We start from the raw sequence: 12,181 nt of genomic DNA on the forward strand, positions 1-12,181 counted from the left end.
CTCGATGCGGCTCTCGCTGTAGGACTCCCCCACGACTCCCCCTCCTGTGGACACCAGTCCAACGGTAGATGCCCGCCCCGTCACCGGCCCGCCGGGTCCACGTCCCGACCCCGCCACGTGCCGAGGCTCACACCCCGTCCCCGTCGGTGGCGCCCTCGTCGGTGTCGGGCACACGCCCCTCCTCGGGCCTCCCGGTCCCGGGTGCCGCACCGGTCACCGGCGTCGTGTCCTCCCCGACCCAGTGGGCGGCCCGGGCCCGGACGTCGCGTCGCACCCGGCGGACCTTCTTGTCACTGGAGGTCCGCGTGCCCACGGCCTCGTCACTCCAGGAGGACTCCTCGTCCCACATCCCGGCCAGGCCGTCGGAGGCCTTGGCGGGACGACGGTCCACGCCCTGGGGGGCCACGCCGGGCGCCAGTCTGCGGGCGGTGAGCAGGAAGCCGGTGTGGGCGACCATGCGGTGCTCGGGGCGCACGGCCAGTCCCTCCAGGTGCCACTCGCGCTGGAGGGTCTCCCAGGCGGTCGGCTCGGTGAAGTGACCGGAGGAACGCAGGTCCTCCACCAGCCGCGACATCTGGGTGACGGTGGCGATGTAGCAGGTCAGGACGCCCCCGGGGGCCAGTGCGCGGGCGACGGGTCCGATGTTCTCCCAGGGGGCGAGCATGTCGAGGACGACCCGGTCCACACTGCCGGGGCGCTGGTCGTCCAGGGCGTCGGCCACGTCCCCCACCCGCAGTTCCCACGCGGGGTGGCGTCGGCCGAACCACAGGTCCACATTCGCGGCCGCGATGTCGGCGAAGTCGCCGCGTCGCTCCACGGAGAGCAGGTGACCCCCCTCCCCCACCGCGTCGAGCAACGAGAGGGAGAGCGCTCCGGAGCCGACCCCCGCCTCGACGACGGTGGCGCCGGGGAAGATGTCACCCATCTGGACGATGGTGCCGGCGTCCTTGGGGTAGACCACCGCAGCACCGCGCGGCATCGACATGACGTAGTCGGAGAGCAGGGGGCGCAGGACCTGGAACTCGCGGCCCTCGGGGGTGCGCACGACCTGCCCGTCGGGCAGTCCGATGAGGTCGTCGTGGGCGAGTGTCCCGCGGTTGGTCTGGAACCGTCCGCCGGCGACGAGGACGATCGTGTGGAGCCTGCCCTTGGGATCACGGACCTGGACGCGGTCGCCCTCGCGCAGCAGTCCCCGGTGGGAGGCCTGGCCCAGTGGTGCCCGGTCGGGGGACCCGGCCCGGTCCTCCCGCTCGGGTCCGGGACCGGCCGGGAGGGGTTCGGGCGTGATCGCATGGCGGGGTGTGGGGTGCTGGGTGCTCATCGGTGGGAGTCTATCCTCCACCCCGCGCCCCGCGCCGGTGGCCCCGTCCACAGGGGGTGCGACGCGCAGCCCAGGTGCACGTGCCGACGGCTACCGTGGACACATGCCTGAATCCTCGCTCCCCTCCGCCCCGGACCCCACCGTTCCCGCACCGTCCGGACCGGGGAGTGCCCCCGCCTCCCGAGGTGGGGGCAGCTGGGAACCTGCCCTGTCCGCCTCACGCGCCAAGGAGTACCTGCGCTGTCCCCTCCAGTACCGCCTCCACGTCGTGGACCGCATCCGCGAACCCGCGACGAGGGCGACCGCGTTGGGAACCCTGGTCCACGCGGTCCTGGAACACCTCTACGACGTCCCCTCCGACCAGCGCACCCCGGAGCTCGCCCAGTCCCTGGTGGAGCCCCGGTGGCAGGAGATGGGCACGCACGACGCCTCCCTGGCCGCCCTCTTCGGGGACGCGGAGGAACTGGCCGCATGGATGGCTGACGTGCGCGCAGTGGTGGAGCGCTACTTCCAGGTGGAGGACCCGCGGTGGCTGGAGCCCCACGCCCGGGAGCAACGTGTCGACGTCGTCTCCCCCGACGGGATCCGGCTGCGCGGGTTCGTGGACCGCATCGACCGCTCGCCACGTGGTGACCTGCGTGTCGTCGACTACAAGACGGGGAAGGCGCCCGCGCCCAGGTACGTGGAGGAGGCGCTCTTCCAGATGCGCTTCTACGCGTTGCTGCTGCGCGAGCACGACCGGCTGCCCGCACGCACCCAGTTGCTCTACCTCAAGTCCGGCCAGGTGCTGACACTCGATCCCGAACCTGCGGACATCGATCGCTTCCAGCGCGAGGTGACCGGCATCTGGGAGGGCATCGAGGCGGATGCACGTCGCCGGTCCTTCGCCCCCCGGCGCAACCCCCTGTGCGGGTGGTGCGCGATGAAGGCGCTGTGCCCCGTCTTCGGTGGGGAGACCCCCGCTCTGCAGGAGCCCGCCGTCGAACGACTGCTGCACACCCGGGTGGGTGCCGCCTGAGGACCGGCGGCACTGCCGGTCCCGCGCCACGGTCACCGGTACCGGGGGCGGGGTCCCGGTCCTGCAGGTCCCGGGGCACGGACCACCACGCCCTCAGCCAGCGGCGACGGTGTCCACGACCTCGCCCGACATGATCCGTGACACCATCGCGTCATCGAGTTCGGACACGGAGTTGAGACGGCTGAGGCCCGGGCGCGGGTCGACGGGGAGCACACAGGGGATGCCCACGACGTGCGCGCCGGAGGCCAGGCCCGCAGTGATCCCGGACGGCGAGTCCTCGACGACCAGGCAGTCGTGCACGTCCACACCCAGTTTCTCCGCAGCGAGGAGGTAGGCGTCGGGCGCGGGCTTCGCGCGTGCCACGTCGTCGCCGGCCACCACCGCGTCGAAACCGCCGTGGGGCGCGAGCTCGGCGACGACCTCCACCACGCGCCAGTAGGAGGAGGTCACCAGCGCGTAGGGGATCCCGGCCCCCCGCAGGCGCCCGAAGAGTTCGGGGATCCCCGGCAGCCACGGCACACCGTGCTCCTGCAGGGACTGGCGGACCAGTTCCAGCAGCTCGGTGACGACCTCGTCGGGAGTCATGGGCAGGTGCGCCTGCTCGATCATGATCCGGGCGGAGACCAGGAGGGGATTGCCCACCATCTGCAGGCCCAGCTCGTGGGACCACGTCCCACCGTGACGTTCGACGATGGCGGTCTCGGAGGCCATCCACACGGGTTCGGTGTCCGCCACCGTGCCGTCCTGGTCGAAGAGCACCGCGGCGGGGCGGTGTGTGCCGCGTGCGCTCACGGGGTCACCCCCGCCAGGGGCTCCAGGACGTGGGTGAGCAGCAGTGCCGCCACGACCGCGGCCAGGCCGAGGCGGTACCAGACGAAGGGTGCGAAGGACCTGGTGGAGATCAGCTTGAGGAACCAGACGATGACCAGGTACCCGACGGCGAAGGCGATCAGTGTCGCCACCAGGGTGGGGCCGACGTCGACGTGGTCCCCGCCGGTGAGGACCTTGGCGACCTTGTAGAACCCGGAGGCGAAGACGGCGGGCATCGCGAGGAGGAAGGAGTAGCGCGCAGCGGCCTCGCGCGTGTAGCCGAGTGCCCGGCCCATGGTGATGGTGCCGCCCGAACGGGACACCCCGGGGATCAGCGCCATCGCCTGGGCGAGGCCGAAGAGGACTGCGTCACGCCAGCTCATGCGGTCCAGAGTGCGCACCTTGGCCCCCAGCCGGTCGGCGAGGCCCAGCAGGAGTCCGAAGACCACCAGCATCGTCACCGTGATCCACAGGTTGCGGAAGGTCGTGTCGATCCAGTCCTCCAGGAGCAGCCCGAGGATGCCGATGGGCAGCGAGCCGACGATGATCATCCACCCGAGCCGCGCATCGGGGTCGGAGGACTCCACCCGCTTGGCGGGCCCGACGACCGGGAGGGACAGGGCCCACCGGGAGAGGATCCGGGTGATGTCCTTCCAGAAGAAGATGAGGACGGCGGTCTCGGTGCCGATCTGGGTGATGGCGGTGAAGGCGGCACCGGGGTCACTGGCCCCGGTCAACTCGCCGACGATGCGCAGGTGTGCGGAGGAGGAGATCGGCAGGAACTCCGTGAGTCCCTGGACGAGGCCGAGGATGATTGCTTCGAGCCAGCTCATGGCGACACTCTACGGTCCGTGGTCCCACCCCCGGCACATCCCGGGCGCCGGCACCGGGAGTGCGAGCTGTGCCACTACGGTGGGGGCATGCGGATTCGTCGATGCGGGTACTCGGGGCTGGCCGTCTCCGAGCTGGGTCTGGGAACACTCACCTGGGGGCGCGACACCGAGGTCCACGAGGCCGAGGCCATGCTCACCGGCTTCGTCACCGCCGGCGGGAACCTGCTCGAGCTGTCCCCCACCCACGGTGACGGTCAGGCCGTCGACGTCCTCGGATCCCTGCTCCCGGTGGTCGGCCGCCACCGTGCGACGATCGTCTGGCGCGGTGCGGCACGCCTCGGCCACGACGGACGTTGGCACACCTCCGCAGCCCGGGGCGACATGCTCGCCTGCCTGGACGACGCACTCGAGCGCCTCGGCACCGACCACGTCGACGTGTGGCTCGCGGCTCCCGACCCGGGCACTCCCCTGGAGGAGACCCTCTCCGCCCTGGACGTCGCCTGGCGCTCGGGCCGGACCCGCTACGTGGGGACCACGCACCTGGGGACCTGGGACACGGCCACGGCAACCGCCCGGGCGCGGGGTGGGGCCCACGCCGTGCCCGTCCTCGTCGAGGAGTCCTACTCCCTGCTGGACCGGCGCATCGAGGCCGAGCTCCTGCCCGGCGCCGTCGCCGGCGGACTCGGGCTGCTGGCACACTCACCGCTGGCGGGAGGCGTGCTCACCGGCAAGTACCGGCGCTCGACCCCTCCGGACTCGAGGGCCGCCTCCCCCCACCTGCGCCAGCTCGTCGACCCGTACCTGGGTCCCCGTCATGCCGGGGTGGTCGAGGCCGTCGTGCGTGCGGCAGAGGGCCTGGGGCGCACGCCACTGGACGTGGCACTGACCTGGGTGCGCGACGCCCCGGGCGTCACCGCGGCCGTCGTCGGTCCACGGACCGCACGCCAGCTCGACCAGGTCCTCGAGGGGGGCGAGGCCCTCCCGGCACAGATCCGTCAGGTCCTCGACGAGGTCTCACGCGTCTGAGACACCTCAGCGCCCCGCGACGTGCGGGAGGTCAGTCCGCCTCGATGTCGGCGATCTCCGGATCGTCGTCGTCCTCGTCGTCATCCTCGTCCTCGTCGTCGAGGTCGTCGTCCTCGAAGTCCTCGTCCTCCAGGTCCTCGTCCTCGACGATGTCGAAGGGGAGCTCCACCTCGTGAGTCGTGAAGAGGACGTCGTCGTAGGTGAAGAAGGCGTCGCGCAGACGTTCCTCGGCGGCCTCCAGCGCGGGCGAGTCGACCCCACCTGACCGGGCAGCGTCGAAGTGGTTCTCGAAGGCGGCGATCAGGCGGTTCAGGGCGTCGCGGGGGTCAGTGGCCATGCGCACAGACTACCCGCACTCCCCCCGAGTCACACCATCCGTCAGGGTGCCGCTCCCCCGCACCCCCGCAGCCGGGCACGCGGGGCCCGCCTGCACGTCCGTCGGGGCCGACCCCGACGGGCCGTGCAGGTCAGGGCAGGTTCAGCTGGGAACGGATGACGGAGACCATGAGGTCCGTGCCCTTGATCTCCGCGGTCTGGTCGGGACCGAGGATGCGGGTCTCGCCCTGCTCGTCGACCAACTGGGAGGCACCCAGGTTCGGGCCGAGGGGGAGGATCACCCATTCCTTGGTCGGCTGGTAGGTGACGTCGGGCGCGCCGCCCTCCAACTGGTGGGAGATGTTGGCGATGACGACACGTGCCTGCTGGCGCGCGGCATCGGCGCGCTTCGACTCGCGCACGTCCGTGATGTCACCGATCGCGTAGACGTCGCGGTGGCCCTCCAGCAGGAGGTTGGGTCCCACACGGATCGTCCCGTCGGGGTGGAGCAGCCCGGCGTAGTCGGTCCCGTCCAGGTACCCGGTGTTCGCCCTCGCCCCGTAGCACTGGAACCACAGGTCGGCCTCCACCGCCTCCCCCGCCTTGGTGTGGACCGTGAAGCGCCCCAACTCCCCCACGTTGTAGGGGGGCAGGTAGGCCAGCTCGGACCCCGTGAGCACGCGCACGCCCAGCTCGTCGAGCTGCCGGGCCATCTCCGAGCGCAGCTCATCGGTGTAACCGGGGGTGGAGAGGATCGAGTCGGCCTTCTCCACGATCGTGATGTCCAGGCCGGGGAAGGCGTTGGCGAGCTCACCGGTGAGTTCGATGCCGACGGTGCCGCCACCCACCAGCAGCACCGAGTGCGCCGCGGCCAGGTTCTCGTGGAGCTGTTCGAGGCGGGCCTTGGCCACCACGGTGCGGGAGGAGGAGTACTTGGCGGGGAAGGGGTAGCTGGACCCGGAGGCCAGCACCACGTAGTCCGCCTCAATGGGGTCCTGTCCGAAGACGTGGACCGTGGTCCCCTCGACCCGGGAGACGGTGCCCTGGACCACGCGCCCGCGCTCCAGCAGGTTCGAGTAGGGCATGAAGACGGTGTGCTCCCACACGTCGTCCACCGCCGCGCGCAGCGCTGCCGCGTGGTGGACGAACTGGTCCTTCTGCTCCACGAGGACCACGTCCGCCAGGGGGTCCAGCCCCTTGGCCACGGTGACCCCACCGTATCCTCCACCGACGACGACGATTCGTGCCACTGTGCTGTCTCCTGTCATCACTTCTGGTCGGGTCATCATCTCACGCGATGTCGGGGAGTCCACGTCGAACGAGGACGGACCCGGGATCCGCGTCGTGGCCGACCACGGCGCGGAAGGAGTCCAACGGGTCACGGGAGTCGCCCCTGCCCAGCAGCTCGTGGCGCAGACGGTCCCCGGCGGCCCGGTTGAGGCCCCCGTCGTCCCCCCGGGCGGCGGGGCCGCGGAACCACTGCTCCAGCTCGGCGACGAGCACCTCCGCCCACATGTAGGAGTAGTAGCCGGCGTCGTAGCCCCCGGCGAAGGTGTGCGCGAAGTAGGTCGAGCGGTAGCGCGGGGGGACCAGGTCGGAGGACACCCCGTAGCGCGCCAGCGCCGCCGTCTCGAAGGCGGTGACGTCCTCGACCTCCGCGGGGACCTCCTCGGGGGAGAGCCGGTGCCAGGCCTGGTCGATGAGGGCCGCCTCCACGAACTCCAGCGTCGCGAAGCCCTGTCCGAAGGTGGCCGAGCGCGCGATCGCCTCCACCCACTCCGGCGGCAACGCCTCGCCCGTGTCGTGGCGGCGCGCGAAGTGGGCGAGCACATCGGGGTGGAAGGCCCACATCTCGTTGAGCTGGCTGGGCAGCTCCACGAAGTCACGGGGCACATTGGTCCCGGCGTCCCCGCGGTAACGGGTGTCGGAGAAGAGTCCGTGGAGCGCGTGGCCGAACTCGTGGAAGCAGGTCACGACCTCGTCCCAGGTGAGCAGGGCGGGTTCTCCCGGTGCGGGACGGCTGAAGTTGGCGTTGTTGCCGATGACGGGCAGGCGTCCTCCGGGCCCGCCGGGCGCCACGACCTCGTGCATCCAGGCCCCGCCCTTCTTGCCGGGACGGCTGAACCAGTCACCCACGAAGAGCCCGAGCGGTGACCCGTCGTGGTCACGGACCTCCCACACACGCGCGTCCTCGCTCCACCCGCGCAGGTCGGGGCGCGGGTCCAGGGTGATCCCGTAGAGCCGTCGGGCGGCCAGGAACACGCCGTCCTCGATGACACGGTCCAGGACCAGGTAGGGCCGCAGCGCGTCGGCGTCCACTCCGAGGTCCCGGTGGCGCAGACGGTCCTCGTAGTAGGGCCAGTCCGCCGCACGCAGGCCGTCACCCTCCGTGTCCTCCGCGGCCAGCTCCCCCAGCACGAGGGCGTCCTCCCCGACCCGCGCCCGGGCGGAGGTGCCCACACGGACCAGGAGGTCGCGGGCCGTGTCGGGTCCGGGGATGGTCTCGGACTCCATGACGAGGCTCGCGTGGTCGGGGAAGCCGAGCAGGTGCGCGCGCTCGGCGCGCAGCGCGACGATCTCCAGGATCCGGGCCCGTGTGTCGGTCTCCGGGTCCTGCCCCGTGCCACGGGTCAGTGACGCCTCCAGCAGGTCGCGGCGCACGCCGGGGTGTCGCAGCACGGACTGGTCGAGCTGGGTGGAGAAGTTCCGGCAGGGGATGAACCACCTGTGCCCCCGCTCCCTCCCGGCCTGCTCGTACCGGGCCGCGGTGGCCGGGTCCAGTCCGTCCAGGCCGAGCGGGTCGTCGCCGTCCAGTCCGGTGCGCTCCAGCTGCCGGGAGATGCGGATCTCGACATCGGCCTCCGCGGAGGCGAGTTGCTGGTCCAGGGCACGCAGACGGTCCTGGTCCTCCTCCCCCAGGGCCACGCCGAGGCGTTCGAACTCCCGCACCTGGCGGTGCACGACCCAGGCAGTCTCGGGATCCAGGTCCGGGAGTGCCGCCACGGCGAGGAAGCGCCGGTGGAGGCGGGCGTCCAGGGTGAAGGCGCTGGCGTGGGCCGCGAGCAGGGGGGAGAAGGTCTCCTGGAGGGAGTCGTACTCCTCTCCCCCGATGCTGGAGGCGAGGGTCCACAGCACACCGACGGCGCGCTCCAGCAGCTCACCCGAACGGTCCAGGGCGACGACGGTGTTCTCCACGTCCGGTTCTTCCGGGTCGGTGGCGACGGCCTCCCACTCGGCGAGTTGTCGGGCCATCCCCTCGCGGAGGGCCGCTTCGAGGTGGGCGGGGGTGATCGCCGCGTAGTCGGGGAGCCCGTAGGGCAGGTCCGAGGGGCGGGCGAGGGGGTTGTCGGGGTCGAGCACGGTGTCCTCCGGATGGGTCTGGGACGTGGGTTCACGAGGGCGGCGCCCCTGGGTGTTGCCTCCCCCGGCCGGGCGACGTCGTGGGTGCGCACGGGGGACGGGCGGACGCCGGTCTCAGGAGGCGCGGGGATGCTTCTGGGGGTCGCCCGACCCGGCCGGGTCGGGGTCGCCCTCGTGGGCGTCCTGTCCGGGGAGCCCGAGGGCGCGACGCACGTTCGGGCGGAAGAAGTTCGGCCCCTTGAGCACCTTGCCGTCCGCCCGCAGCAGCACGGAGCCGTCGGGCATGAGCTTGGACAGGTTGGAGGCCTGCACCTCCGCGAGCACGGCGTCCAGGTCGATGCCGGACTCCAGCGCCATCCCGTAGATGACGTAGACCATGTCCGCCAGGGCGTCCGCGGTCTCCACGATGTCGCGGGTGGAGTCGTCGGCGGCGACGGCGCGGGCCACGCCGGCCTCCACCTCTGCGCGCGCGGCGGGGCCGTAGACGGCGCCGAGCAGTTCGGAGAACTCCTCGGCGACCAGGCTGATGCGCATGCCCAGGCGGTCGTAGTCGAGCGTGGGTGGGACGCCCTCGGCGAGGCGGTCGGGCATCGAGTAGGTGCGGTGGAACTGGGCGACCAGGCCCTGGGGGCGCGAGGGGTCCAGGGCAGGCCCGACGTCGGCGCCGTGTGCGCCGGGACCGTCCCAGGGGGCGACGGGGTGCATGAGGTCCCCGCGCACCAGGGAGGCACTCCAGTGGTCCCGGACGCGACCGCGCGGGTCCGTCAGCGCACGCAGCACACCCTCGCGGCGGTACCCGTTGCGCCACACCGCCTTCCACGAGCCCCAGTTGCCCACCACTGCGCGCCACTGCACGCGGGTCGCGCCGAGGTCCTCGACGGCAGCCGCGGTGGCCAGGCGGACGGCCTCGGTCATGTACCCGTGGCCACGGTGCTCCGGCGCCATCCAGTACCCGATCTCGAAGGTGTCGGTGCCGGCGGGGAAGAGGGTCAACGCGCCGAGGAAGGCGTCATCGGTGGTGCGGCGGACGGACCAGTGCGGCGCTCCAGCCACCCACTGCCCGGGGGCCGCGGAGGTCCACTCCTCGGCATCGGTGAGCGAGTAGGGGGAGGGAACGGTCGTCCACCGGGGGATCTCCGGGTCCTGGACGGCTCGGTGGACGTCGTGCGCGTCGGTGGTGGCGAGGGGGACCAGACGGACGTCCCCGCCCTCGACGGTGAAGGGGAGGATGGTCATCGCGGCGTCGCCCCGGTCCCGTCGGCCCCGACGGAGTGGGACTGCTCCCACGCCGTCCCCAGGGCATTGGCCAGCGCCGTGACGGGCTGGGCGCCCTGGACGACGAAGGTGCGGTCGACGAGGAGCGTCGGCACTGAGTCGATGCCCATCTGGACCGCGATCTGGTAGTCGGAGAAGACCTCGGAGGCCCTCTGCTCATCGGCGAGGGCGGCGACGACGTCCTCGGCCTCCATGCCGACGTCCTGGGCACACCCGATGAGGACATCCGCGTCGGCGATGTCCAGGCCCAGCTCGAAGTGGGCGCGGTCGATGGCCTCCAGCAGCCGCAACTGCGTCGTGTCCGCCCCGGTCTCCGTGCCGGCGGCGAGGTCGTGCTCCCGGGCGGCGGCCACCACGCGGTGCGCATTGGAGGTGGGGACGACGACGAGGTGGTCGAAGTCGAAGGTGAAGCCCTCGGCGCTCCCGAGGGAGCTCAGGCGCTCGTGGGCCTGGTCGACCTGCTCGCGTGTGATCCCCTTGTGCTCCATGAGGTACTCGACCTCGGAGAGTTCGGAACGCTCCGAGAGCTCGGGGTCGAGGAAGTAGGCGTGTGCGACCACCTCCACCTCCTCGGCGTGCTCGAAGGCAGCCAGGGCGCTCCGCAGGTGGCGGATCCCGAGGTAGCACCACGGGCAGGCAACGTCGGTCCAGACGTCGATGTGCATGTCACTCCCAAAGATCGGATGCCCCCACCATAGTGGGGGGCGGGCGCCCCGCCCACGGACACGGCCGGGTGGGGGGGACGGACCCGGCCGGGTGGGGTGAGCACGTCCGCACCCCGACGACCGGCCCCGCGGTGGTGACGCCGGATTTGGCGTGGCACGGGTGCCGCGTGTTAGAGTCTTCCCGCTCACGACGAGTCGTGATCCACCCGCGCGGGTGGCGGAATAGGCAGACGCGCTAGCTTGAGGTGCTAGTCCTCCTTATACGAGGGTGGGGGTTCAAGTCCCCCTCCGCGCACAGTGTGACGCAGTGGCATGACGGAACGCCCGGACCGACAGGATGTCGGTCCGGGCGTTCCGCTTGCCCGAGGGCCCTTCCCGGACGCACCGGCGGCCCCACTGGTGCCGTCACCCGTGACCCGGGCGGACGGAGCGAGATCCGTCCCACGGGTACCGGGCAGGTCCACTGCACGGAGTTGGTCGGCCCACCCGTCGCGGCGCCGGTCCGTGACCTGCGCTGATGCCTCCCTGCGTGACACCTCACCGGGCGTGCCGGAAGCTGGTCGTGACAGTGATGTGCCACACAGACCCGGAGGGAACGCCATGTCCACCACACTCGAACTCCCCCACGTCCTGGACTGCACCGTCTCGGCGTGCTCCTACAACCACTCCGATGCCTGCTCGGCGGCTGCGGTCACCATCGGCTCCACCCCCGACGCCACGTGCCGCACCTTCATCCCCCTGGGGGTCAAGGGCGGCCTGGACCGCGTGACCAGCTTCGTCGGTGCCTGCTCCAAGGCCGACTGCAGCCACAACTCACAGCTCGAGTGCACGGCGCCCTCGGTGCGCATCGGAGCCGACACCGCCGACTGCCTGACGTACTCGGCCCGCTGAGTCCCCACCTCCACCGACACGGAGGCCCCACCCCCGGTGGCGGGGGTGGGGCCTCCGTGACTGGCGCAGGGGCGGGCCGGGTCAGGACGCCCGGTCCCGCAGACGCATGTCGAGGGCCCCGAAGACCCGCACGATCTGGTCGATGTCCTCGTCCGTCATGGCATCCAGCAGGTACTCGCGCACCGTCTGCTGGTGGAGTTCGGTGGCGGCCAGGACCGTCTGGACCCCGGAGTCCGTCAGGGATGCCTCGTACCCCCGACCGTCCGCCGAGGAGGGCTGCTTGGAGACCCACCCGTCCTGGATGAGATTGGTCACGAGGTAGGTCAGCCTGGAGGGTGAGTAGACCACCTTCCCGGCCAGTTCACCCATGCGCAGGACGCGTCCCGGGGCCTCCCAGAGGGCGAGGAGGACGTTGTAGTCGGGCATCGACAGCCCGAACTCGCGCTTGAGACGGGACTCGAGGATCCCCTGGAGGCGGCCGGAGGCCTCGAAGAACACCCGCCACGCAGCGGACCGACTGTTGCCCGTCTCGTTGATCGGATTCATCCCCGGTCCATCGACCACCGGCATTCCTTTCGGCGTTCCTCTCACGGAGCAGTGTCCGGGTGCGGGCGTTCTCCACCACACACCTTCGGAGCATAGGGGGCAGCTCCTGCCCCGTGTGGGA

General features: G+C 71.6%; 12 protein-coding genes and 1 tRNA gene. 4 read left to right on the top strand and 9 right to left on the bottom strand.

The window, feature by feature from the left end:
• Positions 1-127: 127 nt before the first annotated feature.
• Positions 128-1,321 carry a tRNA (adenine-N1)-methyltransferase gene (locus BQ9890_RS04400; RefSeq protein WP_143226236.1) on the bottom strand — a complete coding sequence of 398 codons (1,194 nt, stop codon included), beginning with the start codon at positions 1,319-1,321 and terminating at the stop codon, positions 128-130.
• A gap of 103 nt (positions 1,322-1,424) precedes the next feature.
• Here BQ9890_RS04400 and BQ9890_RS04405 point away from each other — a divergent pair, with 103 nt between their 5' ends.
• On the top strand, positions 1,425-2,339 hold the full coding sequence (locus BQ9890_RS04405) for a RecB family exonuclease (RefSeq protein ID WP_078062226.1): 915 nt from the start codon (positions 1,425-1,427) through the stop codon (positions 2,337-2,339).
• Between the two features lie 93 nt (positions 2,340-2,432).
• Here BQ9890_RS04405 and BQ9890_RS04410 read toward each other — a convergent pair whose 3' ends face one another.
• Both BQ9890_RS04410 and BQ9890_RS04415 read right to left on the bottom strand, forming a co-directional pair.
• Complete coding sequence (locus BQ9890_RS04410) at positions 2,433-3,131, bottom strand: HAD family hydrolase (RefSeq protein ID WP_075889654.1); 699 nt, start codon at positions 3,129-3,131, stop codon at positions 2,433-2,435.
• Entirely contained in the window at positions 3,128-3,982 is an 855-nt protein-coding gene (locus BQ9890_RS04415; RefSeq protein WP_075889656.1) for an undecaprenyl-diphosphate phosphatase, read from the bottom strand. The genes BQ9890_RS04410 and BQ9890_RS04415 overlap by 4 nt, the downstream gene beginning before the upstream one ends.
• 87 nt (positions 3,983-4,069) lie before the next feature.
• Between BQ9890_RS04415 and BQ9890_RS04420 the strand changes: the two genes are divergently transcribed.
• Positions 4,070-5,008, top strand: coding sequence for an aldo/keto reductase (locus tag BQ9890_RS04420; RefSeq protein WP_075889658.1), 939 nt, complete (start codon positions 4,070-4,072; stop codon positions 5,006-5,008).
• A 31-nt stretch (positions 5,009-5,039) separates the two neighbouring features.
• On the opposite strand, the gene BQ9890_RS04425 is transcribed toward BQ9890_RS04420, so the two are convergent.
• The 5 genes from BQ9890_RS04425 to BQ9890_RS04445 form a co-directional block, all read right to left on the bottom strand.
• A complete protein-coding gene (locus BQ9890_RS04425) occupies positions 5,040-5,345 on the bottom strand; it encodes a DNA primase (RefSeq protein ID WP_075889660.1) in 306 nt (101 codons plus the stop codon).
• Positions 5,346-5,475: 130 nt separating this feature from the next.
• The gene (locus BQ9890_RS04430) at positions 5,476-6,573 is read right to left on the bottom strand and encodes an FAD-dependent oxidoreductase (RefSeq protein ID WP_075889662.1); all 1,098 of its coding nucleotides are present in this window, start codon (positions 6,571-6,573) and stop codon (positions 5,476-5,478) included.
• 40 nt (positions 6,574-6,613) lie between these two features.
• Positions 6,614-8,683, bottom strand: a complete 2,070-nt coding sequence (locus BQ9890_RS04435; protein ID WP_075889664.1) for a M3 family metallopeptidase — start codon at positions 8,681-8,683, stop codon at positions 6,614-6,616.
• A gap of 114 nt (positions 8,684-8,797) precedes the next feature.
• Positions 8,798-9,919 (bottom strand): GNAT family N-acetyltransferase, encoded by a 1,122-nt coding sequence (locus BQ9890_RS16595; protein ID WP_075889666.1) that lies wholly within the window; start codon positions 9,917-9,919, stop codon positions 8,798-8,800.
• Positions 9,916-10,623: a DsbA family oxidoreductase gene (locus BQ9890_RS04445; protein WP_075889668.1), complete on the bottom strand. Its 708-nt coding sequence runs from the start codon at positions 10,621-10,623 to the stop codon at positions 9,916-9,918. The genes BQ9890_RS16595 and BQ9890_RS04445 overlap by 4 nt, the downstream gene beginning before the upstream one ends.
• Before the next feature lie 208 nt (positions 10,624-10,831).
• Here BQ9890_RS04445 and BQ9890_RS04450 point away from each other — a divergent pair.
• Positions 10,832-10,918, top strand: a tRNA-Leu gene (locus BQ9890_RS04450).
• 305 nt (positions 10,919-11,223) lie between these two features.
• Positions 11,224-11,514 (top strand): DUF1540 domain-containing protein, encoded by a 291-nt coding sequence (locus BQ9890_RS04455; RefSeq protein WP_075889670.1) that lies wholly within the window; start codon positions 11,224-11,226, stop codon positions 11,512-11,514.
• Between the two features lie 81 nt (positions 11,515-11,595).
• Here the strand turns inward: BQ9890_RS04455 and BQ9890_RS04460 are convergent, their stop codons facing one another.
• Positions 11,596-12,060 (bottom strand): MarR family winged helix-turn-helix transcriptional regulator, encoded by a 465-nt coding sequence (locus BQ9890_RS04460; protein WP_230297816.1) that lies wholly within the window; start codon positions 12,058-12,060, stop codon positions 11,596-11,598.
• Between the last annotated feature and the right edge of the window lie 121 nt (positions 12,061-12,181).

Origin of the sequence: Actinomyces provencensis, assembly GCF_900155435.1 — a bacterium.
In the GTDB taxonomy this organism is placed as follows: domain Bacteria; phylum Actinomycetota; class Actinomycetes; order Actinomycetales; family Actinomycetaceae; genus Pauljensenia; species Pauljensenia provencensis.